This is a genomic window from Flagellimonas taeanensis (assembly GCF_003584105.1).
GTDB classification, from domain to species: Bacteria; Bacteroidota; Bacteroidia; order Flavobacteriales; family Flavobacteriaceae; genus Flagellimonas; species Flagellimonas taeanensis.
Genome location: NZ_QXFO01000018.1, coordinates 1 through 25,443, shown reverse-complemented (window position 1 = coordinate 25,443; position 25,443 = coordinate 1). Strand labels below are relative to the sequence as shown.

The 25,443-nt window shown below is 45.0% G+C and carries 22 protein-coding genes; 8 read left to right on the top strand and 14 right to left on the bottom strand.

Annotated features, from left to right (window positions below):
* Positions 1-12 precede the first annotated feature (12 nt).
* Complete coding sequence (locus tag D2V93_RS08040; protein WP_119619095.1) at positions 13-390, top strand: group III truncated hemoglobin; 378 nt, start codon at positions 13-15, stop codon at positions 388-390.
* Positions 391-1,762: 1,372 nt separating this feature from the next.
* On the opposite strand, the gene D2V93_RS08035 is transcribed toward D2V93_RS08040, so the two are convergent.
* The 10 genes from D2V93_RS08035 to D2V93_RS07990 form a co-directional block, all read right to left on the bottom strand.
* Positions 1,763-2,116: a cupin domain-containing protein gene (locus tag D2V93_RS08035; protein ID WP_119619094.1), complete on the bottom strand. Its 354-nt coding sequence runs from the start codon at positions 2,114-2,116 to the stop codon at positions 1,763-1,765.
* Between the two features lie 490 nt (positions 2,117-2,606).
* Positions 2,607-3,053, bottom strand: a complete 447-nt coding sequence (gene arr / locus D2V93_RS08030) for an NAD(+)--rifampin ADP-ribosyltransferase (protein ID WP_119619330.1) — start codon at positions 3,051-3,053, stop codon at positions 2,607-2,609.
* 67 nt (positions 3,054-3,120) lie between these two features.
* The gene (locus D2V93_RS08025) at positions 3,121-3,858 is read right to left on the bottom strand and encodes a helix-turn-helix domain-containing protein (RefSeq protein ID WP_245978169.1); all 738 of its coding nucleotides are present in this window, start codon (positions 3,856-3,858) and stop codon (positions 3,121-3,123) included.
* Positions 3,859-3,922: 64 nt separating this feature from the next.
* Positions 3,923-4,039: a Kazal-type serine protease inhibitor family protein gene (locus D2V93_RS18835; RefSeq protein ID WP_245978167.1), complete on the bottom strand. Its 117-nt coding sequence runs from the start codon at positions 4,037-4,039 to the stop codon at positions 3,923-3,925.
* A 140-nt stretch (positions 4,040-4,179) separates the two neighbouring features.
* Positions 4,180-4,752 (bottom strand): dihydrofolate reductase family protein, encoded by a 573-nt coding sequence (locus D2V93_RS08015; RefSeq protein ID WP_072878760.1) that lies wholly within the window; start codon positions 4,750-4,752, stop codon positions 4,180-4,182.
* A complete protein-coding gene (locus D2V93_RS08010; protein WP_119619092.1) occupies positions 4,722-5,219 on the bottom strand; it encodes a GNAT family N-acetyltransferase in 498 nt (165 codons plus the stop codon). The genes D2V93_RS08015 and D2V93_RS08010 overlap by 31 nt, the downstream gene beginning before the upstream one ends.
* A gap of 392 nt (positions 5,220-5,611) precedes the next feature.
* Positions 5,612-6,055, bottom strand: a complete 444-nt coding sequence (locus D2V93_RS08005) for a methyltransferase domain-containing protein (protein ID WP_220473631.1) — start codon at positions 6,053-6,055, stop codon at positions 5,612-5,614.
* A gap of 203 nt (positions 6,056-6,258) precedes the next feature.
* Positions 6,259-6,672 carry an SRPBCC family protein gene (locus tag D2V93_RS08000; RefSeq protein ID WP_072878757.1) on the bottom strand — a complete coding sequence of 138 codons (414 nt, stop codon included), beginning with the start codon at positions 6,670-6,672 and terminating at the stop codon, positions 6,259-6,261.
* A gap of 68 nt (positions 6,673-6,740) precedes the next feature.
* Positions 6,741-7,127, bottom strand: a complete 387-nt coding sequence (locus D2V93_RS07995; RefSeq protein ID WP_119619328.1) for a DoxX family protein — start codon at positions 7,125-7,127, stop codon at positions 6,741-6,743.
* 251 nt (positions 7,128-7,378) lie between these two features.
* The gene (locus D2V93_RS07990) at positions 7,379-8,365 is read right to left on the bottom strand and encodes a GlxA family transcriptional regulator (RefSeq protein WP_119619091.1); all 987 of its coding nucleotides are present in this window, start codon (positions 8,363-8,365) and stop codon (positions 7,379-7,381) included.
* 176 nt (positions 8,366-8,541) lie between these two features.
* Between D2V93_RS07990 and D2V93_RS07985 the strand changes: the two genes are divergently transcribed.
* Positions 8,542-9,000, top strand: a complete 459-nt coding sequence (locus D2V93_RS07985) for an SRPBCC family protein (RefSeq protein ID WP_119619090.1) — start codon at positions 8,542-8,544, stop codon at positions 8,998-9,000.
* 375 nt (positions 9,001-9,375) lie between these two features.
* On the opposite strand, the gene D2V93_RS07975 is transcribed toward D2V93_RS07985, so the two are convergent.
* On the bottom strand, positions 9,376-10,359 hold the full coding sequence (locus tag D2V93_RS07975) for an AraC family transcriptional regulator (RefSeq protein WP_119619089.1): 984 nt from the start codon (positions 10,357-10,359) through the stop codon (positions 9,376-9,378).
* 109 nt (positions 10,360-10,468) lie between these two features.
* Here D2V93_RS07975 and D2V93_RS07970 point away from each other — a divergent pair, with 109 nt between their 5' ends.
* From D2V93_RS07970 to D2V93_RS07945, 6 genes are all read left to right on the top strand, one after another.
* Entirely contained in the window at positions 10,469-10,840 is a 372-nt protein-coding gene (locus D2V93_RS07970; RefSeq protein WP_119619088.1) for a hypothetical protein, read from the top strand.
* A gap of 149 nt (positions 10,841-10,989) precedes the next feature.
* On the top strand, positions 10,990-11,802 hold the full coding sequence (locus tag D2V93_RS07965; RefSeq protein WP_119619087.1) for an AraC family transcriptional regulator: 813 nt from the start codon (positions 10,990-10,992) through the stop codon (positions 11,800-11,802).
* 145 nt (positions 11,803-11,947) lie between these two features.
* Positions 11,948-12,331 carry a VOC family protein gene (locus tag D2V93_RS07960; protein WP_119619327.1) on the top strand — a complete coding sequence of 128 codons (384 nt, stop codon included), beginning with the start codon at positions 11,948-11,950 and terminating at the stop codon, positions 12,329-12,331.
* Positions 12,332-12,876: 545 nt separating this feature from the next.
* Positions 12,877-16,080 (top strand): SusC/RagA family TonB-linked outer membrane protein, encoded by a 3,204-nt coding sequence (locus D2V93_RS07955; protein WP_119619086.1) that lies wholly within the window; start codon positions 12,877-12,879, stop codon positions 16,078-16,080.
* A gap of 3 nt (positions 16,081-16,083) precedes the next feature.
* Positions 16,084-17,787, top strand: a complete 1,704-nt coding sequence (locus D2V93_RS07950; RefSeq protein ID WP_119619085.1) for a RagB/SusD family nutrient uptake outer membrane protein — start codon at positions 16,084-16,086, stop codon at positions 17,785-17,787.
* A 368-nt stretch (positions 17,788-18,155) separates the two neighbouring features.
* Positions 18,156-21,419, top strand: coding sequence for a VCBS repeat-containing protein (locus tag D2V93_RS07945; protein WP_245978143.1), 3,264 nt, complete (start codon positions 18,156-18,158; stop codon positions 21,417-21,419).
* Between the two features lie 19 nt (positions 21,420-21,438).
* Here the strand turns inward: D2V93_RS07945 and D2V93_RS07940 are convergent, their stop codons facing one another.
* From D2V93_RS07940 to D2V93_RS07930, 3 genes are all read right to left on the bottom strand, one after another.
* Positions 21,439-22,815 carry an FG-GAP repeat domain-containing protein gene (locus tag D2V93_RS07940; protein WP_182849968.1) on the bottom strand — a complete coding sequence of 459 codons (1,377 nt, stop codon included), beginning with the start codon at positions 22,813-22,815 and terminating at the stop codon, positions 21,439-21,441.
* Between the two features lie 413 nt (positions 22,816-23,228).
* A complete protein-coding gene (locus D2V93_RS07935; protein ID WP_119619066.1) occupies positions 23,229-23,939 on the bottom strand; it encodes a gluconate 2-dehydrogenase subunit 3 family protein in 711 nt (236 codons plus the stop codon).
* A gap of 4 nt (positions 23,940-23,943) precedes the next feature.
* The coding region (locus tag D2V93_RS07930) for a GMC oxidoreductase (protein ID WP_147377386.1) at positions 23,944-25,443 on the bottom strand (1,500 nt) is incomplete at its 5' end.

The window sequence follows — 25,443 nt, the reverse complement described above, 5'->3', positions numbered from 1 at the left end:
CTTAAAAAATTTGTGCAAAAAAAAGAAATCTTAAGCCTGAAAGAGATAAAACAGTTGGTCGACCAATTCTATGAAAAGGTTAGAAAGGATCCATTATTGGCCGATATATTCAATGGTGTCATAAAAGATAGTTGGCCTGCTCATTTGGAAAAGATGTATCGTTTTTGGCAAACGGTACTTTTGAAAGAACAACCCTATCAAGGTAGTCCTTTTGCTCCCCATGCAAAGCTTCCTGTGAATGCCAAACACTTTGATAGATGGAAACATTTGTTCTTTGAAACTGTTGACGAAAACTTCTCAGGAAACAAAGCGGAGGAAGCTAAGTTCAAAGCCACAAAAATGGCAGAAATGTTCCAATTAAAAATTGATTTTATACAGCAAAGAGGATGAAACTTGAAATTCACCCATAAGCGAACGCAACGAAGTGGAGTGCTGCAAGCGTCCCAAACCTTACTAAAACTAATACTACTGAGCGAGGCAATTTTACCTATTAATTCGATATACTCTTCTCATCATTTGAAGTAATCCGATGGTTTGTTGGCCTCAATTTTATATCGTTCCAATCTCCATTCCGTTATTTTAAGCTTTAGATTGCTTTTCCATGGTCCCAATTTTGTTTTTTCATCAAATTGCGTCAATTTTTTCGTCAAAAATTCGCAGTGTTTCTAGGGCTTCCCAAAGGATTTACTGTAGATTTCGGAAAAGTCTACTGTAGGCCCTGATTTTGTGCAGTATTCCAATATCTTGTCAATTGACTGGTTTTCAACTTATTGAAGACCTTAAAACAACCGTAATGGCGCAATTTGCGCATCACCCTCTTGCTATTCGATTTTTCACGCGAGCGTGAAAACCCAAATACCTTTCTTTGGTCTACCAAGCCATCAATAAATTCAGTGGTTTTTGTTTATTAGAAGCTGTTGATTAACATCTTTCCACACACCGCAAAAAACCGATACGGACCAATCGCAAAAGTTGAAGGTAAGACTCAAGGCTTCAAAACTGACCAATGACTTATCAGGATTCTAATTATTTCAAAATGGGCTTACTCTTGTTTGAGGTTATTTCAAACATTTAAAATTATTATCTTTATATCGAAAGTTGAATCATCAAGAATTACGACCAAATTAAAAGACAGTAATTCGGTCAACAGTTTTTGTAAGGTCTTAAAAATCCTTTAAATATAGGGCTTGCGGAATGAGGTTTGAATCCTGCCGAGGTCACAAGTAAATAAAGGAGTCAACACGATTTAAGTTGTTGGCTCCTTTTTTCATTTTGCCCAATTTTTGCCCAAAATTCAATGAATTCCACTCCCATCAATGTACAGAAGTAAGTATGAAATTCTCCTGTATTGCTTGCCCTTCCATCGGTTGGGTTGTAGATTAAACCCTACGCTTTCATTTCACCTTGAATTAAAAATCGTTTTATTAGTCCCTCAATTGTAGTAAATAGACCGTCCGACCCCAATATTTGAGTCTGGATCTAATGTTAAAAAAGGTAAATGAATCTCCCGTCCATAGAAGAAAGGTTCCAATCAGGCAATATGGTTCAGCCGTATACTTTGGTCAAGCCCGTGTTCCCGAAGCCAACTTGGAAGCTCCTCAACGCCTAGCTCCTTTTGAGATACCATCACCTTGAGACCCAAGTTGGTCGGAAACTCCAAAATGTTCACCTTCCTTTTCTCCAGAACAGGGCATACAACAAAACGTGTAAAATAGGATAGGTGGGGAAAAATTCATAGAACGGAACCGACATTGGGTCCACATTATAGAATCTCCACCTCCTGTGGGATGTTCAGCATGAACTCGCATCCATTTTCAGAGGTTACCCCGTGCTTATAATTCGTTGGGGTATAAAGATAATCTCCGGCCTCCAAAAACGCTTCGTTCACCTTACAGCTCCCCTTGAGCATAAAAAGTTCCTCACCCCCGGGATGGTTGTGATAGGGATAGGATGCTCCTGGTTCAAATTTCAGCAGTATGGACGGGGAGCGTTTGGTGCTCTCATCATACCGGAGTGACTTTACAAAGACTCCCTTGTAATGTATCCCATTTTCGATCAGCGGCTGCCATTCCATCTTGTGGCTGTTGACGATATAATCAAAGATATTCGTACTCATAATAAATCTGTTTAAATTGTTATGAGACAAATGTATAGCACAAAAAAAACCTTAGGAATGGACAATTTTGGAATAAACATGTAATATTTCCAGAAGGGTCGTTCTTCTGCCGGAAAAAGCAACCTCTGGGCATTTTTAAAACGAATCCTCTGCTTTTCCTCCGCTGTCAGCGGTAATTTCTCCAAGGCTTCCACAGCCTGCGTTAAAGTAAGTTACGGGAAATCCGACCCGAGCAGGATATAGTCAATGCCTACATTTCGCATGGTCCAGACAAATTCGTCCTCAATGGGTGAACCGGGGATTGAAATCAAAACCCAGATTCTGGAAGAACTTCATGGACCTATCAAGGTTCTTGGCGGGTAGGTTGATAAATACTTTTGGTCCCATAACAGTTGTTTTTCTAGATTGTTGAAATGTGCCGAAACTAGCCCAAATACCAAAACAGCAATGGAACGAATCCGACATGGATATCATCTCCTCCCTACCGCATTCAGTCTTCAATGGGTCCTATGCCCTGTTCCCTAAGCTTATCCAAACCATCCCTCATGGCCTGCACCTGCTCTTTTGAATGTCCGTACCATTTGGTGACCTCGCCGACTACCTTAAAGGGATGTTCCGAGCGATAGGATTGGGTCGGATTGCCTGGAAACTTCTTGTCCGTGACATTGGGGTCATTCTCCAAAGGGCCCGTCGGTTCCACCAGATAGATTCTTTCCTTGGTGTTGCCCAGTGCAAGTTCCGCTCCCCAAATGGCCGCATCCAAGGTGGCGGTCAGATAAACGTATTTCGCTTTACTCCTTTGTCCATAATTCGAGTTTAGACCGACCCCTATAAGATCTCCCAGATTCAAGTCCGCCTTTGTGCCGTGGAAATAGGTTTGGGAAAATGGGCTTTGTCCATGCCCTTCCGGTTCATTCCTGCTCTTGTCCTTTTTCATTTTGCCTGTCATTTATTGGATGGTCGATTCGTGATTGAAAAACACTTGCACATCCTTTTAACCATATTTATAGGGCATGGTCTGCTTGGTACGCTTTCGGCGACTTGCCCGCATGTTTTTTAAAAAAGTTCGAAAAATAAAATGGATCGGCAAAGCCCAATTTGTAGGCCACTTCCTTGACAATGAGCTTTTCATAGGTCAACAGGCGTTTGGCCTCGGATACCGTAAGCCCGTATATTACGTTCTGGGCCGTTTTGCCCGCATGCAGCTTGGCCTGTTCGTTCAACTTGGCTTCCGTTGTCTCCAGTAGTTCAGCATAACGGCTCACCGGGTAATTGTGCTGAAAACTGGACCGTACCAACTCCAGAAACTTCAAGAACAGGGCATCGGGCCTCCATACTTCATCGCCCCTTTCTATCTTGGAACGGTTGATCTCCACCAAGATCAGTTCAATCCTGGAATGGATCGAGATCAAGTGTTGGTAGGGCTCTTCCTTGATTTCCGTTCCAATGCTCTGCATCTGTTCCTCCAAAAACCTGTAATCCCCCCTTAGAGGAATTACCTCGTTCATCGCAAAATGGCAGAACAGTCCGTTTTGGAAAATAAGTTCAATGTCGCTATCGGTCTTGCAAAAAAAGTCAAGGGTAAATTCTAAAATATAGCCTTGGGCATTGGTAAAATCCTTGAAATAATGGATCTGTCCAGAGGTAATTGTCAGCACCGAATTGCCCTGTACCTCCAGTTGCTTCTCATCGACCACCACTGTTGCCCGACCCTGTGAGCACCAAATGAGAATGTACTTCATCAACCGTTTTGGCAGGTCGATGTCCTTGTATTCCCGAAAGGTTCGCAGGCTTACCATATTGACATCATTGTTTCTTGGTTCCACATTCCCCTTGTTCCCATAAGGTGACACCACTTCTCTCTGCCTGACAGGGATTTCCATATGTTTTGCCATCACATCCGCATACAGGGTCATACTCCATTGTACAGGGGCCATCACTTATTCTGGATACATCGATACACTCCTCCTGTTTGGCAGTGCCACAGGAAACCAATATCACCAAACAGAACAAGGCGGGTAGGCCCCATGCATATTTTATAGGATTTTTAGCCATTGTTCATTCTAACGTATTGTTCGATATGTCAACGACACCATACCCGATTTGTGGCTCTCCGATTTTACCAGCTCTAATTTTTTTCTGTCCGATATCCCATTGAACAAGGGTTTGCCTTCACCTAGAATGATGGGACTAACGGCCAGCCTTAGTTCATCGATCAGGTCCAGGTTGAAAAAGGTCGTTATCAGTCTTGCCCCTCCATAAAGCCAAATGTCCTTCCCTTCTTGTTGTTTTAATTGCCCAATGGCCCTTTTGATTTCGGACTGTACCACATTTGGATGACCATCAAACCTATTTTTAGTGGACGAAAACACATATTTGGACATGTTGCCCGTCTTTTTGTAGAAACTCCTCTCAAAATCCGGGCTATCACTTTCGGGAGTATATGTGCCCCACTTTTCGTAACTGATACGACCATATAGTATGGTGTCTATCTCTTCAAGAAAGCTGTGCAACACTTTTCCGGTTTCCTCGGAAAAAGTGAGCCAGTCGATTTCGCCGTTCGGTCCTTCAATGTAGCCGTCCAGTGAGACGGCCAGGTTCAATATCACCTTTCTATTGTCCCGTCCTTTTTCCATCTTACCTTGATTCCTTTTATTTCCTTTTTCTCCAATTTGATCTCATCTAAAATTTCAAAACCGTTCTTTTGATAAAAACCGATCGGTGATTTGTAGCTATGGCCGTTCTCCTTGGTCTCCTTGTCATTATCTATCACCCAACCGTTAAGTTCCTTGTTTCGCCTTTTCGCCAAATTCAAGAATTTTGACCCCAATCCCTTCCCTTGTTGCGAAGCATCGATCAACATGGCGAACCATCGTTCCCCATCCCGTATAAAGTACATGAGCCATCCTCGAACTGAGTTGGTCTCGTCGGTCAGTATGATATGGTTTTTATCCCCAAGTCCTTGCAAATAGCTTTCAAAGTCAACCAATGTAGGTAATTGCAATTTCTTGGGATACTCTTGGTTCCACAAGAAAATTATATCCCTTTTTTGTCTTTTGTTCAGGATTTTGGTCTCGGTAAATTCCATACCCTTAAAATTCATTGTTTTGAACCACGCTTTACCACAGGGCCATCCGGCAACACTTCGATTTCATGCCCCAATCCTTTGATCGCCCCAATGATCAGTCCGTTTCAATACCACTACCTTGTTGCTCAATTCTCAAAATAGAATAACAGTCTTCCAGATCAAAGTTGATCTTGCAATAGGGAAAACCCTATTGAGATTTGTAAGGATCAGATCGAATAGATAGCAACAATAGCAAAAATCAATGAGACAATGGGAAACACCGATCAATTTTTCCCTGTCCCAAGCCGTGGCACCAGGTTCGCATTGGCGAACATCGGATTGTTCAAAAAGACGCAAGATATCTCCCAATGTAGGAACAACGGCTTTTTATAGGTTATGGGCCATGATCTGTTTAACATTGAAATATTTTATCGGTAATTGGCTATTGCTATCTCCCGCAAGGGATTCCCGCCATCTATATACAACCTCCCACCAGGCTTTAGAGCCTTTGCGATTTGACGAAGGGCTTTTTGACCTATCTGCGGATGCCTACCGTCAAGGGCGCCCACCCGGATCGCAAAGGCGAGATCGAAGTGTTCTTCCCCTGGTTCAAGCTCAAAGTCCTCAATGGCCACCTGCCGAAACTCCAAATGACCGAAATTGATTTCTTCCCTGGTATTTCTTTCAGCTTGTACGATGGCCTTTTCGGATCGGTCAATGGCCATCCGATCAAATGGGCCACGGCCCGTGCAGCAGGCCCTGGACCACAGCCGATTTCCAGCACTCGCATTCCCGGCCGCAATGGCAATGCTTTGACAACCGCTTCCAATCTGGGCGAAATCCTTATTTGCTTCGGTATCATCTGATCTCAATACTCAATTTCCGTTTGTCCACAATATATAAATATATCTCCTTTAGTATGGGCCTTTGATTCCCTTATACATCTGTGCACATCGCAAAGGCCATCAGTCTTGTCACTCACTTTCATCTTCCTTTTGGCCAAGATGGTGTTAAGTCAGGGGATGGGGATGGCTGCAATCATAAGGTATCGTGACTCTTGTCGTTGTCTTTTGCTTTAGTTCTCCACATACTTTTTAAAATTGTCCATGATGGCCTGCCAACCATCTTTTTGCATTTCGATTGGGTTTTGGCTTTCCGCATCGAAAGTGGTCGTGAGTCTGGTCTTACCATCCGTATCCTCAAACGTGGTAACGGCCTTTCTACCGTCAGTCATCGTATATGCGATTTTTTCGTGTTTGACCACTTGGTCATAGATGGCCTCAAAATCAAATCCGAAACTGCCGTCCTTGGCCTCCATTCTCGATTGGAGTTTTCCGCCTGTCCTTAAATCGTTCTCAGCCTTTGGACAGTGCCAGGAATCATCGGCAAAGTTCCATTGGGTAATGTGTTCCGGTTGGTTCCAATACTCCCAGACCTTTGATCTACCGGCCTCGATGGTGTTACTTACTGTGATTTTGGTTACTTCCATTTTTCTTAATTTTAAATGTATAAAGTCGTTCGTTTTTTGATGATTATTTGCGGTATTCGTCAACCGTTCTATCGTCCGTCTTGGCCATTGGCCTTGATTTTGCGATTGTATATGTACGATACGGCGAGAATAGCACCGATCACAATGGGCATTGCCATGTAGCCGATGTTCTTGTCCACTGCGGCATGGCTTATAAGGGCAAAAACCAAATTGAACGTCAGTCCTGCATAGGCCCATTCCTTTAGTATAGGGTGCAGTTTGGGAATGACCAGTGCTGTTGCCCCCAATACCTTGCAAATAATCAAGGCATGGGCAAAGTAGTCAGGATACCCCAATGGTTCGGTACCTGCGGTAGCGTATTCGGGAGCGAACACCAGGGTGCCCAATGGCATAAGTCCCTCAAAAAGGAAAATGATTACGGTAGCTACCCAAAAGATGATCTTGTTTTTCTTCATGATAAATTGTTTTTTAGGTTGTTGTATGTTGCTTAAAAAAATAAAATTCCAAAATTTGGTTCGTTCGACATAGAACAAATCGGACATGTAGGATTCCTACGGTGTTATTGTCATATGAAACAAAGATAGCTGGGTATTGTTCAAAAAAAGGGTGTGATAACGGCGGTTACAAGGGGCGGTTCTGCCAAATTAAGCCATTAATCGGATACGATTCAATCCACTCTATGGCAAAAGACCTCAAACAGGAAGAATCAATTTAAGCTTGCCATTTCATTGTTGTACCGATTCTTGTAGTCCAAAGGGGTCAACCCGGTCACTTTCCTGAATACATCACGGAAAGCCTTTTCATCCGCATACCCCACTCCATACATGACCTCACTGATGGTCTTGCGCGTGGTCTCGAGCTCTTTTTTGGCCACTTCCATTTTTACCCTTTGCACATAATCCAAAGGAGTATTTCCCGTGGCCCTGATAAATCTCCTGTCGAACTGTCTGCGGGTGACCGGAAATTTTGAGGACAGGTCTGAAATGGAAATTTTTTCATGTGTGTTCCCCTCAATGTAGGCTTGGGCCTCCCTTACCAATTCGTCACCGTGCATTTTTTGGCCCTTGAATATGATGAAGGAAGACTGGCTCTGCCGATCCATTTCGATCTGGAACACTTTGGAGCAGAAAATCGCCGTCTCCCGATCATAGTACTTCTCCACCAGATAGAGCATCAGGTTCAAAAAGGAATAGGCACCCCCATTGGTATAGATCCCGTCCTGATCGGTAATCAGCTTTTCGGTCCTTATGTCCACTGTGGGAAACCTCTGCTTTAAATCGGGCGAAGCCGCCCAATGTGTGGAGCAGGTCTTGCCATGCAACAGGCCGGCCTCGGCCAAAAGAAATGCCCCGGTACATATGCTCGCAATTTCCGAACCCTTATTATACCGTTCCCTAAGCCAATGGATAAGTTTACGATTGTTCTCGATGGCCGCTTCATAATTGTGGTTGAGCGATGGGACGATAATCAGATCGGCCCTTTCCATTTTTGCCATATCGACCCGGGGCCTAACGCAGAAAAGCCCGTCATAGAAATCCACTTCTTTGGAGGTTCCCACCAAGTGGATATCGAACAATTTTATTTTGCCCCGCTCCCTCCAATGGGCATTGGCCCTTGAAAAAATTTTATAGGGTCCCACAATACTGCTCAGATTGTTCTCGCCTTCCGGTACTATAATGGCCAACTGTTTCATGGTTTCTTTTTGTAAAGATAACAGGATAGTATGTCCAAATCAACCTGTCACAAAGTCCATTTAACAACTCTCTGGCAGTATTATTCAATAGTACTTTTGGCTCCAACAGTAATTCGTAAAAACCGGATCATTGAATTCATGTAAAAAAATAGTGGCTCAACCAAAAAAACAATAAAATGACAGACATCATTCATAGAGTGGGCATTAAGGCCCCAATTTCAGAAGTATACAAAGCATTGGCATCGGTTGAAGGCGTCGCATCTTGGTGGACCCGGTCCACCACAGGCAACTCAGCCGTGGGAAAAACCATCCGTGTTCAATTCAATTCAAAGGAAGGGAAAGAGATAGGCAGCATGGACATGTTCGTGAAGGCCCTAGAACAGGATAAAAAGGTACATTGGCACTTTACCGGGGGACCAGAGGAATGGATAGGTACAGATGCGGTGTTCGACCTACATGCGGAAGGGGACCATACCATCGTTCTCTTTGGCCACAGGAACTGGAAGGAAGCCGTGGAATTCACCGCACACTGCAGTATGAAATGGGCCATATTCTTGTTGAGTCTCAAAAATCTGGTCGAAACCGGTGAAGGCAGCCCCTCTCCCGATGACATCAAGATAGACAATTGGAACTAGTTCCCCGACCCATAACATCAATGATCGGAAGATTGGACCGTGACAAGTAGGTCACGTTCTGGATTAAACCTTCACGGTTTTTCCATTTTCCCCTTGAAAAGGGCCATAAGATAAAGATTCCAACACCGGTCTCGGAGACAATTACGGCCCAGAACATCCCGGAATAGCCCCATTCGAATTCCAGAGCGAGTAGATAGGCCAAGGGTATCTGAATCAGCCAGAAAAAGACTAGATTGATCTTGGTGGGCGTTTGGGTATCGCCCGAACCGTTAAAGGCCCGGACCGAGACCATCCACCAACCATAGACAAAATCGGAAGCATTTCCAGATATTATATCGAATTAAAAGTGCAAAAAACCTGCACAGCGGTAATGGCTCATGAAAAATATAGGGAAGGTGTTGTGCCGGTCCATCTTTTAAAGGCCCGCACAAAGGCGCTCGACTCATTGTATCCCAACGAATAGGCCACATCCTTCACCTGGTTGTTCTTGTCCTTCAAGTATTCCATGGCCAGCTCCTTTCGAACATTGTCCACAATTTCCTTGAACGAACTGCCTTCATCCTTGAGTTTCCTTTGCATCGATCTGGAACTCAGGTTAAAATTTGCGGCCACATCATCAATGGACAATATCCTTAAATAGGAATTGTTCATGATATAAGCGGCCACCCTAGTTTTCAGGGGTTCCTCCCCAAGCCGGTCCACTCCGGGTCTTTCCCGTAACAAGGCCAGCAGATACTGTTGCATCCTATAATTTGAGGTAATGACAGGAATGCCCAATAGTTGGACATCAACCATAAAGGAAATGCTTTCGGCGTACTGGTGCTCGCCACAACGCAGCACCCGACAATATTCATCCAAAGTGCTCTCGGCAAAAGGCATAGATATGCGCAGCGGGCATACCTTATCCACGATCAATCCATCCAGTTCATGGATGAGCAGAGCCCCAAGAAAATCCTGCATATGCTTGTGGTAATACGGGTATTGTGCAGCCATTTCCCCACTACTGCCCAACTCCACCTTGATCGTCTCCCCCACCACTTCGGAACCGATATGAAACCCCTCGGCCACCAAGGAAACCATGGACGCTCCGATCATCAATGCCTCACCTACCGTATTACTAGTGGAAATGATATGGCCCACGATGCCCAAGGCGGTCAACTGCATGGATTCCCCAAGGTGAAGCCCGAAAAGTTCATCCCCGGAACCATGTTCAATCTCTTTCCAAAGGATATCCCATTCTTTCATCGTCGGCACATAATGATCATTGGTCAGCTTGGACAAAAAGGGTTCTTCCAATGCAAGGTCCCTAAGACTGCAATAGGCTTTTAGCGTTGATATAAATTGGGTTCGTAAATCCATGGGCTATCAAAAAAAACCGTCGTCAAATGACAATCAATTGGCGTGTAAAGATAACCGAAACCAAACTATCCCCACTACTTTTGGCACATAACCTTTAACATTATTTATCATGTTCTCATTATCCAACATTTTAAAAATCAATGCCATCAGTTCTGGTTTGACCGGGCTGCAATTGGTAATCTTTTCAAATTTTGCGGCCGGGCTCTTTGCAGTCGATACACAGGTCCCTTTCCGCATCACCGGAATCTTTCTGATCGTATTCGCCTTGTTCGTAATCCATCAAGCGTATCAAAAGCCCATTAGGCCAAAACAGGTCGTTCATATCATCTGGATAGATCGGCTTTGGGTATTGTCCAGTATATTGTCCGTACCCTTGTTGTACAATACCATTTCGGTAACGGGGCTTGTTTTGATCGTTGCCATTGCAGCATGGGTGGCCCTGATGGCCTATTCGCAGAATTATAAATTGATCAGGTTGTAAAGGCGGGTTCCCATATCCGTTTTATCATAGTCCTTGGTAATTTCAAACAGCAGCTCCTTTCGGGTTCTTTATCAAGGAAAACCAATAACCAAAACGGCAAAAATCTGCTTGGTCTCCGGCAATTATTTTAATTTGACAATACGATCGTTATGGATGAGCTCACTATCATAAAAAACCTCTACAGACCCTTGCAGCCCACTATTGGCCCATCGGATGATGATGTATCCTATAGGGAAATAAAACCGAAACAGACCCTAAGTGACATGGTATATTGTTTTTGGCAGCTTAGGACGATCAGGCCCTTGGGGCAGCAGTTCACCTATAGAGTGGTCGCCGATGGGTGCATCGACATTTTTTTTGACATGGCAGAGACGGGGAAGAGTTTTATCATGGGATTTTGTCAAAAATATACTGAGTTTCCATTGGCCGATACTTTCAATTATGTCGGTATACGGTTTTACCCGACCATGTTTCCCCAACTGTTCCATATCAGTGCCAAGAAGCTTAGCAACAATGCCTTTGAACTGGATCAAATTGTCCCGGAACTGGCAAAATTTATCAAAAACAAGATCACTGCCGATATGGAACTGCCCCAAATAGTGGTTCCGCTCAATGCTTATTTGGCAGAAGTGGTCTCCAATACCGAGCTGCATATGGACAATAGGCTTTATGGTGCCTTGCACTTAATTCTTCAGAATCAAGGGATTTTGAAGATTGAACGGGATTTGGACACAGGGATAAGTCCAAGGCAATTGCGCCGGCTCTTTGATTATTACATTGGAACCTCTCCAAAAACGTTCAGCAAAGTCATCCAATTTCAAAACGTACTTAGAGCACAACTAACGGTGCAAAACCTTAGAACCAATAAAGTATTCTATGACAGTGGCTATTCGGACCAAGCCCACTTCATTAGGGATTTCAAAAACTTCTACGGTGTTACACCAGCAACGGCCTTTAAATAAGTTGTCCGATTTATTCAATATCCCATCAATACTTGACAATACCTTTGGATATAAACATTAAACCATGAAAAAAGCAATTTTCTTTATCGGGGTAATGGTATGCACCGTTGCCCTATCACAGCAATCCAACAAAAAAACAGGTGCCATGAAGCTAAATGCAGGAATAATTACCGAAAAGATGGAAGAGACCAAGAAGTTCTATACCGAGATACTAAACTTTGGCGTAAGCTTTGAAAACGAATTCTATATTTTATTGCACACACCCAACGGGGAAGCCCAGCTTAGCTTTTTACTTCCCGACCACCCCTCCCAAAAACCAATATTCCAAAAACCTTTTAAGGGACAGGGAATGTACCTCACCATTGAGGTAGATGACGTGGATGGGCTCTACAGTGAACTGAAACAAAAAGGGGTGGCAATGGAAATAGAGCTGCGGAACGAGCCATGGGGCGACAGGCACTTTGCCATCGTCGACCCCAATGGTATCGGTATCGATCTTGTTACCTATACGACCCCAGAGGAAAAATAACTGCTCCTAAAAATATTGTATAGAAAAGGTGGGGGCGCTCAACCCAACCAAAAAAGTGAAGGTGAAATGCCTTCAAAACCACCTAAATTTTGTACACGCCCCAACATAACCAAACTTCATCTTAAGGAGCCTTAAGGGTCTGGCACATTTCTCTCTTCTTCATGGATGAAAATTCTAGAGCTATCGATTACACGGCTTGACTGTATTTTTACAATAGAATCCCAAGCACCTGAAAAGGTTTTCGACACCAAACCGTAATAAGAAAAACCTGCTACTCCCTTACTTTTTTGTTACATAAAAAACAATAAGTGACTTTATTGTTAAAAAACAAATAACACTTATGTGGTCAAATTTTGCCCCCATTTAGTCCCAGCCACCGCAAAGTGTGGTCTAAACATTTCTTCAGAATATCATATTGATCATTTTTTAAGCCTATTTTTTAAATCCATTAACAATACGTGTTAATTTTTTGATAATTTTAACTAATATTGTTCTTTGATTGAGATAACATGCACAGTTACAATCAAACTAAATAAACTAAACTTATGAATCAAAACAAAAATCAGATTTTGGCAAAATGGGCCGATTCCATCAAAACGTTTCCAGCCTTTCTTTTGCCAATTGCATTGCTATTGATGTGGGAATCCGCTTTGTCCGCGACCCCAAACTTGGATGGAACCACAGCTCCCTATCAGATAACTGTAACGGGTACGGTTGTGGACAATCTTGGTAACCTTTTACCTGGCACCAACGTTATTGTAAAAGGTACCACTAACGGTACGCAAACAGATTTTGATGGAAAATACACCATCACTGCTGCCTCCGATGCTACCTTAATTTTTTCGTATGTGGGATTTAGGACCATTGAAGTGCCTATCAATGGGAACTCTACCGTAGATGTCGCTATGGAAGAAGATGCCGCTGCCCTCGATGAAGTGGTGGTTACTGGTTATGGCACCCAAACAAGAGGTGAGTTGACGGGTTCTGTCGGCACTGTGGATGTTTCAGAAGCCACCAAGACACCTATTGTGAATGCTGCCGAAGCCCTCCAAGGCAGGGTGTCCGGGGTCACCATTACAAACAACGGATCTCCAGGTGCCTCACCAGTGGTACGTATTAGGGGTTATGGTACTGGTAACAGTAACGACCCCCTCTATATCATTGATGGGGTACAAACAGACGATCCTGGCATCCTAAACTCCATAAATCCAGCGGATATCCAACAAATGAACGTTTTGAAGGATGGGGCTGCAGCTATTTATGGTGCCCGTGCATCCAACGGTGTTGTCATCATCACCACCAAGACGGGGGGCTACAATCTAGATAGAGCAAGAGTTTCGCTGGATATGTACACAGGGTTTTCCGTCGCGACCAACTTGCCCGAATTGTTGAACCCACAACAGCATGGACAAATGATCTGGCAAAGTATTTTGAACGATGGGGGTACGCCCTCCCATCCCCAATATGGAAACGGTGCAAATCCAGTCGTCCCTTCAACGATACAGGGAGATGTTCCTGTGACCATGAATGTAAGACCAAACGGAACAGATTGGTTGGATGAGATCAACAGAACGGCGATTACCCAAAATGCTTCCATTACTCTGGAAAATGGTAACGAAAAATCGAAATTCCTTTTTTCCGCAGGGTATTTGAACCGCCAAGGCATCCAAATCCATACAGGCTTTAAAAGGGGTTCTGCAAGATTGAACTCTGAATTTAAAATTGGAGAAAAAATCAAGATTGGGCAACATGCCAATATTTCTTTTGACCGAAGAAGTGGAGGACAATCGTGGTACAACTTTGCCACTAGGATGTCTCCTTTGGTCCCTGTTTATGATGTAGAGGGCAACTTTGCGGGTAGCTACAGCAATTCCAATGGCCTTGCCAACCCCAATAACCCTGTGGCTGAAGCTACTCGACAAGCTGATGATTTCAGAAAAACCTTTAGGGTGTTCGGTGACATTTATGCCACGTTGGACATTTTGGATGGCCTTCAGTTCAAGACTTCCCTCGGTGGCTCCATAAGGGCCTATAACGACAGGCGTTTTAGGGCATTGATACCCGAATCTCCCGAACCTATAGCAACAAACACGTTGACCGAGGCCGATCAAGATACTTACGAATGGGTTTGGACCAACACATTGAGCTACAACAAGTCATTCGGCAATCATAATATCAACGCATTGGTAGGTATAGAAGCGTTGGAAGTGCACGGTAAAGGCAAGGAAATTTCAAGGACAGGTTATTTCTTTGAAACACCTGATTACTATCTATTGAGTAATGGAGGTGGTGCTGCAAATGTTGCATATGCCTATGACAATGCATCTTCCCTGTATTCCTTGTTTGGGACCGCCAATTATGACTATGATGGCCGTTACCTCTTGACAGCGACTGTAAGACGCGATGAGTCATCGAGATTTGTGGGGGACAATAAAAGTGATATTTTCCCATCCTTCAGTGCGGGGTGGGTTGTGAGCAACGAAGCCTTCTGGCCCGATGACAGTTTTGTCAGTAGATTGAAATTCAAAGGATCCTGGGGTCAATTGGGCAATCAAACACTGCCAGTGGACAACCCTACCATCAATATCTCAGTTTTGAGTGAGCAATATGGAAACTATGTGTTCAATGGTAGCGGTGGAGCCACACAAGGAGCAATTCTGTCAGCGGCCGGAAATCCAAACCTGAAGTGGGAAACCAGTGAAACTACCAACTTTGGTGTTGAATTGGGCTTCTTTGACAATAGATTGAATCTCGCTGCGGAATATTTTACGATTACCACAAAAGACCTGATCAATCAGGATGGAAGTCTGTTCAGTTCAACCTCAATTGATGCTACCCCTCCCTATGTAAACCTTGGTTCCATTGAGAATAAAGGAGTGGATGCCACTCTAAGTTATTCCGATCAGACCGATTCTGGTTTTAGTTATGGTATCGATATCAATTTCTCCAGCTATAAAAATGAGGTTGTTGATCTGATCAGTGCCTTCCAAACTGGTTTTGGCGGTTTTAGAACAACCGGAACGGTCACAAGGACACAGGAAGGACAACCTATTTCTTCCTTCTACGGTAGAATAGTGGATGGGATTTTTGCTTCAGAATCCGAAGTAGCCAGTGCGCCAGACCAAGGGTTCGACACCGATGCAGATGGAGTCGGAAGGTTCCGGTACAGGGATTTGAACGATGATGGCGTAATCAACGATGACGATAGGACCTTTATCGGTTCGCCTCACCCCGATTTCACCTATGGGGTAAACATCACATTGGGGTATAAGGGCTTCGATATGTCCGCCTTCTTCCAAGGTTCCCAAGGAAACGAAATATTCAACAACGATAAGGTATATACCGACTTTCCTACTTTCTTTGATGCCAACAGAAGTGTAAGGGTACTGGATTCATGGACACCAAACAATTTGGATGCCGAATTGCCTGCTTTGAGCCAGAGCATTACAAACAATGAAGGCTCGGCAAACTCCTTCTTTGTCGAAGATGGTTCCTATATGAGGCTAAAAAACCTACAAATCGGATATACTTTCAATCAACAAGTGTCCAGTATGCTGGGCATGGACAGTGTACGGTTATACCTGCAGGGCACCAATCTATTTACCATAACTGGTTATGACGGTGTCGATCCTGAGCTACAGCCAAGATTTTTGGACAATGGGGCCATCGACAACCTCACCATTGGGGTCTCGGACAACAACTATCCTTTAGCTTCAATTTACTCCTTCGGGATCAATTTAAAATTTTAAAGAATGAAAAAGAAAGTAATATATTCAACAATACTGGCAGGTATTCTATTATGGACCTGTAGTGAAGATTTCACAGAGAAGGCAGCAACTGGTGCGCTTTCCGATGAAGCCCTCCAAAATGCGACAGGTGTGGACCTTAAACTGACGGCCGCTTATTCTGCCATGGATGGCGAGCGCATCAATCGACAAGGGGAAGGTGTTGCCGCAGGTGGGGATAACTGGTGGGCCGATGTGGTCTCAGACGATGCCCATCGTGGAAGTGAGGACGGAGATAATACGGCTCTGTTCAATGTCGAGACCTTGGACTGGCAGACAGGAAACAACTGGTTCTTGGGCAGATGGAGTGCCATTTTCGGAGGAGTGAACCGATGTAACGCTGTTCTTGACCTTATCAGTCAAATTCCTGATGGGGATTTTACCCAACAAGAGGGTGAGGCACTTTTCCTAAGAGGGTATTTCAATTTTGAACTCCAAAAATTTTGGGGCAATGTGCCTTTCATTTCCGTTGAAAATTTGGTGAACCAAGAATTTAATCAACCAAACCCTGGCCCAATCTGGACAGAAATTGAAGCAGATTTTCAAGCGGCCATCGAAAAGCTCGGGGACGAAATCATAGTAGGACGGGCTAATAGTTGGGTTGCCAAAGCCTTTTTAGGGAAGGTTTACCTGTACCAAGAAAAATATGATGAAGCCCTACCTTTATTCAATGATGTGATCAATAACGGTCCTTACTCATTGAACGAGGAATTTGTGAACAACTTTAATTTCGCAGGAGAAAATGGTCCCGAATCCATGTTCGCCATCCAGTTTTCTTCGGATACCGGTCGTTCTTTCAATGGAAATGGAGCTGGTACCTTGAATTTCCCCGGTGGTGGGCCTTTGGGCACTTGCTGTGGTTTTTACCAACCTACCCATGACTTGGTGAATGCCTTCCAAACTGACGGTTCAGGACTCCCATTACTGGATTCCTATGCTGCAACCGATGTCGAAAACGATTATGGCATTAACAGTGATGCTCCCTTTACACCACATGCCGGACCACTTGATCCCAGACTGGACTATACTGTTGGTAGAAGGGGAATCGATTATAATGGTTTTGGCTTAAACCCTGGAAAAGAATGGATCAGGGCATCTTTCGGTGATATTTCCGGGCCTTACCTTCCCAAAAAGAACATGTATCAAGCGGGTGAGGTAGATGCCAACCGAGGAACCGGTGGTTGGGGCTCCGACTGGTCGGGCATCAATTATAATGTAATGCGGTTCGCGGATGTGTTGCTAATGGCCGCTGAGGCCGCTGTGGAAAAAGCTGCTCCAGACCTTCCATTGGCATTGGATTATGTGAACCGGGTCCGCAATAGGGCCAAGAACATGACTTATGTGCAAACCGTGGATGATACAGGGGATGCTGCCAATTACCAAATTGAGCCCTATGCTTCCTTTCCCAATCAAGACTATGCCAGACAAGCTGTACGCTTTGAGCGCCGTTTAGAGTTGGGCATGGAGGGACACCGTCTGTTTGATCTCAGAAGATGGGGCGTTGCTATGCAAACCATCAATACCTATATCCAAAATGAGGGTGAGGATTTTGATCAATCTGGGTATGGTTCAAAATTTGGCACCTATCAACCCAAACACGATTTGTTCCCAATACCAGTCAACGCAATAGACCAAAGTGGTGGTGTATTGACACAAAATGAAGGATATTAAGAATGTATAATAGCTTGAGTTAGTTTAATTTTGATTTAAGTAAGATAGGTTGCCAGTTTATATTGGCAGCCTATTTTGATTATAGATGGATCGCATTAATTAAAAATTAATCATTATTAGTAGATTGTTAACCATCAAGGGGTAAAATGCTGTATTTGAATTTGTAATTTTAATTCTTGGGTATCGCCATCAAATGAAAGTGAATCCGATTGTATTGGATAAACGATTGTTCTGCAGCATGCAACCAAAAGCATTATATCAAAAATTGGTCAACCCGTAAAAACTTCAGCACAGTGAATAAAAATCATATTTTAATTGCACTAGCCTTATTACTGATTATTTCTTGCTCAAAGAGAAAAGAAGATACTTTGTTCTCAAAGGTTTCCTCAAATCATTCGGGTATCACATTCAACAACCAAATTGTTGAGACCGATAGCTTCAACATCCTTACCAGTGAATACATCTTCAATGGCGGAGGGGTGGCCGTTGGTGACTTTAATAATGATGGAAGACCAGATCTTTTCTTTACGGGAAATCAAGTGACCAATAAGCTGTACCTCAACCAAGGTAATCTCGAATTTGATGACGTCACTGAAATTTCCGGTGTGGAAGCAAGCGACAAATGGAAAACAGGCGTTGCCGTGATTGATATCAACAACGATTCCCTCCTTGACATCTATATCTGTGCAGCGATGTATGCTACGCCGGAAGAAAAAGCCAATATCCTGTTCGTGAACCAGGGAATTGATGAAAATGGTATTCCAAAATTCAAGGAAATGGCCAAGGAATATGGTATTGCAGATACCGGAAACAGTATGAACGCGGCCTTTATTGACTACAACAAAGATGGTTTTCTGGATCTTTACGTGCTCAACAACGTGGACATACATGTGCTGCCCGCAAATTACAGGGAGAAGATAACCGACGGTACATCATTGAGCAATGACCGTCTATATAGGAACAATGGAGACAATACCTTCACGGACGTTACCATGGAAGCAGGCATCACCATAGAAGGTTATGGCCTTGGCGTTGCAGTTTCCGACCTGAATTATGACGGCTGGCCAGATATTTATGTGAGTAATGATTACCTGAGCAATGATATCCTGTACATCAACAATGGGGACGGTACGTTTACGGATAAAATAAGCCAATTCGTCAAGCATCAGAGCAAATTCTCGATGGGCTCCGACATCGCCGACTTTAACAATGACGGTTTTCTCGACATTGTTACCCTTGACATGTTGGGTGAAACAAATTACAGGCTAAAGACCACGATCAAGGAAAGTCGCTACAACGATTATTATATGAACGATAAGTTTGGGTACGACTACCAATACATGAGGAACATGCTCCAAATGGGCCAAGGTCCCAATATGCCCTTCAGTGAAATCGGGTTAATGGCCGGAATCGCCAAAACGGACTGGAGTTGGTCCCCCCTCTTTGTGGATGCCGATAACGATGGGCTCAAGGACCTATTAATCACCAATGGTTTTCCACGGGATATCACCGATCTTGATTTTGGTGAATTTCACTTCAACGTGCGCAAATACCTTCGCCCTTCCCAGATTTTGGATTCCATACCTGTGGTCAAAATACCCAACTATGCCTATAAAAATGAAGGAAACGGACAGTTTAGGGATGTCGGAAAAACATGGGGGTTGAACATTCCCTCGTTTTCAAATGGTGCAGCCTTTGCCGACCTTGATGGTGATGGTGATTTGGACTATATAGTGAACAATATCAACGATGAGGCATTTCTGTTCAAGAATAATTCAGAGACCAGGAACAAGGGGCAGAACAACTTTGTCCAGTTGGACCTAAAAGGTCCAGCCTCCAATCGGGCAGGCTTGGGCACCAAGGTCGCGATCAGGTTTTCCGACGGAAGTTTTCAATATTATGAACATCAGTTAAATAGGGGCTACTTATCCACCGTCCAGGGAATGGCCCATTTTGGTTTGGGTGCCCACCAGACCATGACCTCCATTGAGATATTATGGCCCGATGGGAAATTTCAATCTTTAAAGGACATTCCAAGCAACCAAATCCTAACCATCAATTATGGGGAGGCCGTTTCGCCAAGTTCCCAACAACTGGCATTTCCCCTTGTTCCAAAGGAATCCAAACCAGTCTATAAAGAGGTTTCCGATCAACTTGGAATTGATTATGTGCACGAGGAAGAAGACAAGGTCGATTTCAATGTACAGCGTACACTCCCCCACAAACTCACACAGAACGGTCCTTGCATTACCAAAGGGGACATCAATGGTGATGGCCATGAAGACTTTATCATCGGTAGCTCATCTGGATACTCCCCCATGATTTTCTTCCAAGAATCCTCTGGATCGTTTACCAGCACTCCCTTGTTTCTGGACGACAAGAACAAAGGGCATGAGGAAACGAGCATTGCGCTTTTTGACTTGGATAACGATGGTGATCTGGATATGTATTTGGTTTCCGGTAGCAATGAGTTTGACTTGGAATCCCCTTACTATACCGATCGGTTGATGATCAACAATGGCAAGGGAAATTTTACGCTTTCAACAGATAAAATGCCCAAAATAAATGCAAGTGGATCGGTGGTCAGGGCAGAAGATTTTGATGGGGACGGCTATACGGACCTGTTCGTAGGTGGCCGCACGCCTTTTTCACAATATCCCACGCCCGAAAAGAGCTATCTGTTGAAAAATGAAAAAGGTATTCTTATCGATGTGACGGAAACCTATTGCAAGGATCTCAGAAGCCCTGGAATGGTAACTGATGCCAAATGGGCCGATCTGGATGGAGACAACCTAAAGGACCTGATATTGGTCGGCGAGTTCATGCCCATTACCATTTTCATGAACAGGAAGGAAGCCTTCCAACGTGTCGAAGATACAGGTATCCATCAACTATCAGGTTGGTGGGAGTGCGTTTTGGTCGAAGATTTTGACGGGGACGGGGATATGGATATCATAGCAGGAAACTTGGGCGCCAACAACTTTTATCGTCCCACAACAGAAAGACCCGTGACCATGCTGGTGAAGGATTTTGACAAAAATGGATCTAGTGACCCCATCCTTTTTGCCTACTTCAGGGAAAGTTTTGAAGATTCGACCTTTACTTCCTATCCCGTAAATTTCTGGGGGGACCTGATAGGACAGAGTCCATTGTTCCGAAAAAAGTTTGACTACTTTAAGGAATACGCCAATGCGAACAAAAATGATCTCTTTACGCCGGAAGAGCTGGAAGAAACCTTTGAACTGGCAGCAAACCATGACCAAACCAGCTATTTCATCAATAATGGAAATGGGCAGTTCAGTATGGGTGAACTTCCCTGGCAAACACAGTCGGCACCCATAAAATGTATGATCACAACACCATCAGGTGGGGACGCTTTCGCAAATGTGCTGATGATCGGCAATGATTTTGGCAATGAAGTGTTCATAGGTCGCTACGATGCCTTTAATGGTGGGGTGCTACTTGGAAATAAAAAGGGTGGTTTTGAATTTAAAAATGCCGAAGACAGTGGTTTTAAGGTCCCTGGAGATGCAAAGGACATGATATTGGTCGAGAAAGCAGGGGGGGGGGCACCCTATGTTGTGGTGACACAAAATAAGGGCAAACTGCTGGTATTTTCCAAAAATGAATGATTCATACCTGAATTAGGAACTATTTCAAGGTATTTTCCAGAACCATCATATCGGTCAAAGATCCACTCCATTTTTGGGACAGGTCCTTGGGAATCGGGCTAAAATAATAAGTAAAGGTACTTAGTATAATATCCTGGTCTCCATCGGCATCAACGTCCGCTGCCTTCATCAAAAACCATTTGCCATCAATTTGACCTGGGAATACCCTCTCGGTAAAACCAAACCCATCTGCGCCTGTGTTTTCGAGATAGACAAAAGATTTCACAGGTCTGTCCCCATAGTCGGGAAATGTAGAAACAAGCGCTATATCCAAATCCCCATCTCCATCATAATCAAAAGTTTCACTTCTGGTGGCACCATACATGGGATAGAAAAATGATTCTTCAAATTCATTTTTACCGTTGTTCAAGTGAATCCGCAACCCATGGTAAGGCTTTAGTATTTGGGTCTTATCGGCATTGTCGCCATGCACGGTGATAATATCCTCATCTCCATCGCCATCAAAATCCATCATTTCAAACCAACTGGTGCCCATCAAAGGGCTGAATCGCAATAACGTATTGGCACTGAAGGTCAAATCATCTTTTTGGTAAAGTACCATAATAGCCTCATCTCCCTGTGCCTTCATGAACACAATATCATCCTTTCCATCACCATCCAGATCCCTTACAATGGACCGCATTGATCCTGGACTCTGTATCAGTGTTCTCTTTTGGTAAATGCCGATGGAATCTTTTTGTAATAGGGAAAGCTCCCCTGTCAAATGGCCAAACTCGCAAACAACGATTTCTGAATTCCCATCCTTATTGAAGTCATGCACCAAGCTATGCACTGGCCTATGGAGCCCAGTCACCAAAGTATCCGCGGCTTCTCCCTTCCTTAGCAACAAAGCCCCCTCTTTTTGCTCTGAAGGGTTCAAAATCCCCACAGCGGTAACAATGTCGCCAAAATCTGTTGGGTTAAATGCGGTCACAGCACTTTGTGCCCTAAAAATGTTCTGGGATGTGCCCTGCAAATAATCGAATGTGTTTACGCTCCCATCCAAATTCCCGATCAAAATATTCTGGCTGTCCTGATCATACCCCAGAAAGGAAATTGCCGCGCCCGGAACACTATCTATGGATATGGGTTTAAATTCGAATTGTTCCAAGATCTTTGTTGATGGATTTTTGGGTATACTTGGAAGTTCATCTGGTGCATTTGCCAAGATATAGTCCTTTAGCTTTATCCAATCTTCTTGGGAAATTGTGGGCCTAAGGCTATATATCCCTGACTGTTTCATTTCATATTGCTCTGCGTAAGTATATCCTTTATAGGGGTCATAGCTTGGGTCTTGAATTCCCATTCGGGCACCCATGTCCGGCAAAATTGAATTCTCCCAAAGTTCTTTGGTCAAATGGTCTATTTTAGGAACTGTATGGCAGCTGGCACAATGGGTAGCATATAACCTTTCACCCTGGTTCTGGGTTGGCTTTGCACATGATGCAACAATCAGACAAAGCAGAAAAAATTGAAGTCTCATTCAATTCGTTTAACCGCAATATAATATTATTCGCCTTGCTCTCCAATTATATATACACGCTATCAGAAAGATAACGTATTCCACATTCGGGTGCATGACATCAAAATCCATCTTCATTTCAATGGAACCAGGGTTTTTCTATACCACTCAATCAATAAGGGACATCCGTATAAAAAAAGCGAACCCCTTAAAAGAGGCCCGCTCCGAATTAACTAAACTAACTCAAATCCTCTCCGTGGTGCCCATTGCACAGGTGCCCTCGAAGAAGTCTCAGTCATTCCTTTCGATCAAGTAATCAAATTTCCGTTCTCGTCCCATTCGGCCACGATGTTGCGCTTGCTTTGGTCCACGCACTTGGCCAGCCACTCCGGGTCATAGGACACCCCGTGCTGTTCCAGTACATCGTCCGGCACCCCGTCCCACACATTGGGCATGTTCCCTTTGTAGCCCAGCTCCTCTATCCCGATCTTCGAGGTGTAGAACCCTGTCATGGTCAGGTTCCTTACCATGGAGAAGAAGTTCACTTCAAAGGGCCGCTCGTTGCCCGGCACCTCCGGGTCATAATACGCAATGGTGTCCAATATGGCCTTCTGCTGTTCTTTGGTGGCCGCCTTGAACTCAACCCCATGGTCCAGGTTGCTCCTGTGGTCAAGCCACATCAGGCCACCGCGAAGGTCCACCTGCATCGTTGGCATGTCCTTGGCCATGAACTCTATGAAAGATACCACATCTGCATCCGAGGCACTTTTATATTCCTCGCTGCCGGGCAATATCAGGTCACACAGCACCGTGAGGGTCTCCGCCTCATGGGGATTGAAAAACTGCTCTGCATGCAGTTCGGCCAGCTGTTCGTTCTCCTTCGGCGTCCGCCACTTCAGCATAGGGACCTCTTGTGCCCCTACTTCAGGAACTGTGGGCTCCGGCCTGCAGCCATGTATGGCCAATCCTCCGGCCACGGACCCCAATACTATCGATTTCAGACTCTTCCTTCTGTCCATTTCCTTACAGGTTTTGTTGTTTCAATTGCTCCACTATGTATTCCGAGGCCCTCCACGAGAGCGCCAATATGGTCCAGGTACAGTTCTTGTCCGCCTGCGAGGTGAACACCCCGGCGTCCACCACAAAGACATTGTCCACGTCGTGCAACTGTTGGTACCTGTTGGTCACCGAGGTCTTTGGGTCGTCCCCCATTCGGGTGGTGCCCACCTCGTGGATGATCCGACCGGGAGCGTGGAGTCCATAGTCCCGTTCCTTTCCTGCCTTGCCACCGATCACCTCACCGCCCATGTTGGTCAGGATCTCCTCGAAGGAGTCCTGCATGTGCTTGGCCTGCTTACGTTCGTTGTCCGACCATTTGTAGTGGAAGCGCAATACGGGAATCCCCCATTCGTCCACCACCGCAGGGTCGATCTCGCAGTAGTTGTCCTTCAGGGCGATGGATTCCCCCCTCCCGCTGAGGCCCACCACCGCCCCGTAGTATTTCTTGGCATCGCTCCTGAGGATGTCCCCATAGCCGCCCACTTTTGTCCCGAAGAACTTGTTGAACTCGTTCACGTTGAAACCGAAACCATAGCCGGGCATCCCCATGCCGCCCCATATCTCGATGTGGTAGCCCCGGGGAAAGTCCAACTTGGAGTTGTCGCCCCACCAGGGGGAATAGACGTGCATACCGCCCACCCCGTCCTCGTTGTAGGACACCTTGCGGTTCATCAGGTCGGGCACGAAGGCCATCAGGTCACCGCCCGTGGAGTCGTGCAGGTATTTGCCCACATGGTCGCTGCTGTTGCCCAGTCCGTTGGGGTGCTGTGGGCTCTTGGAGTTCAACAGGATGCGGGCCGTGCTACAGGCCGAGGCTCCGAGCACCACTACCCTGCCCTTGAGCTTGTATTCCTTGCGGTCCTCCTTGTTGATATAGGACACGCCCGTGGCACGCCCTTCGCTGTCCACGGTGACCTCCCTCACCATACAGTTCACGAACAGGTCCACCTGGCCACGGCTCTTCTGCGCTGGGAAGATCAGGCAGGTACCTGCCGAAAAGTCCGCATACACCTGACAGGCCCTTGAGCACTGTCCGCAATAGAAGCACACCCCGCGCTCGTTGTTGATACGCTTGGTGAGCATCGACATCCGTGAGGGGTACACCGGCACCCCGGACTTCTTCGCCCCCTTGATGTAGAACAGCTCGTGCAATCTTGGTTTTGGCGGGGGAAGGAAGAATCCGTCAGGGTCGTTGCGGAGCCCCTCGTTGGTGCCGAACACCCCGATCAGCTTGTCCACCTTGTCGTAATAGGGCTTTACATCGTCATAGCTGATGGGCCAGTCATCCCCATGCCCATCGATGCTCTTGTGCTTGAAGTCGTCCGGGCCGAAACGGAGCGATATCCGCCCCCAGTGGTTCGTGCGACCGCCGAGCATGTGTGAACGGAACCAATCGAACTTGGTGCCGTCCTTGTGCGTGTAGGGCTCCCCTTCTATCTCCCAGCCCCCATAGGCGGCATCGAA

What these genes read in the sequence shown, in the direction of transcription:
- D2V93_RS08035 (WP_119619094.1), bottom strand. Translation starts at nt 2,116, where the DNA reads ATGAGTACGAATATCTTTGATTATATCGTCAACAGCCACAAGATGGAA.
- arr (WP_119619330.1), bottom strand. Translation starts at nt 3,053, where the DNA reads ATGAAAAAGGACAAGAGCAGGAATGAACCGGAAGGGCATGGACAAAGC.
- D2V93_RS08025 (WP_245978169.1), bottom strand. Translation starts at nt 3,858, where the DNA reads ATGAAGTACATTCTCATTTGGTGCTCACAGGGTCGGGCAACAGTGGTG.
- D2V93_RS18835 (WP_245978167.1), bottom strand. Translation starts at nt 4,039, where the DNA reads ATGGAGTATGACCCTGTATGCGGATGTGATGGCAAAACATATGGAAAT.
- D2V93_RS08015 (WP_072878760.1), bottom strand. Translation starts at nt 4,752, where the DNA reads ATGGAAAAAGGACGGGACAATAGAAAGGTGATATTGAACCTGGCCGTC.
- D2V93_RS08010 (WP_119619092.1), bottom strand. Translation starts at nt 5,219, where the DNA reads ATGAATTTTAAGGGTATGGAATTTACCGAGACCAAAATCCTGAACAAA.
- D2V93_RS08000 (WP_072878757.1), bottom strand. Translation starts at nt 6,672, where the DNA reads ATGGAAGTAACCAAAATCACAGTAAGTAACACCATCGAGGCCGGTAGA.
- D2V93_RS07995 (WP_119619328.1), bottom strand. Translation starts at nt 7,127, where the DNA reads ATGAAGAAAAACAAGATCATCTTTTGGGTAGCTACCGTAATCATTTTC.
- D2V93_RS07990 (WP_119619091.1), bottom strand. Translation starts at nt 8,365, where the DNA reads ATGAAACAGTTGGCCATTATAGTACCGGAAGGCGAGAACAATCTGAGC.
- D2V93_RS07985 (WP_119619090.1), top strand. Translation starts at nt 8,542, where the DNA reads ATGACAGACATCATTCATAGAGTGGGCATTAAGGCCCCAATTTCAGAA.
- D2V93_RS07975 (WP_119619089.1), bottom strand. Translation starts at nt 10,359, where the DNA reads ATGGATTTACGAACCCAATTTATATCAACGCTAAAAGCCTATTGCAGT.
- D2V93_RS07970 (WP_119619088.1), top strand. Translation starts at nt 10,469, where the DNA reads ATGTTCTCATTATCCAACATTTTAAAAATCAATGCCATCAGTTCTGGT.
- D2V93_RS07965 (WP_119619087.1), top strand. Translation starts at nt 10,990, where the DNA reads ATGGATGAGCTCACTATCATAAAAAACCTCTACAGACCCTTGCAGCCC.
- D2V93_RS07960 (WP_119619327.1), top strand. Translation starts at nt 11,948, where the DNA reads ATGAAGCTAAATGCAGGAATAATTACCGAAAAGATGGAAGAGACCAAG.
- D2V93_RS07955 (WP_119619086.1), top strand. Translation starts at nt 12,877, where the DNA reads ATGAATCAAAACAAAAATCAGATTTTGGCAAAATGGGCCGATTCCATC.
- D2V93_RS07950 (WP_119619085.1), top strand. Translation starts at nt 16,084, where the DNA reads ATGAAAAAGAAAGTAATATATTCAACAATACTGGCAGGTATTCTATTA.
- D2V93_RS07935 (WP_119619066.1), bottom strand. Translation starts at nt 23,939, where the DNA reads ATGGACAGAAGGAAGAGTCTGAAATCGATAGTATTGGGGTCCGTGGCC.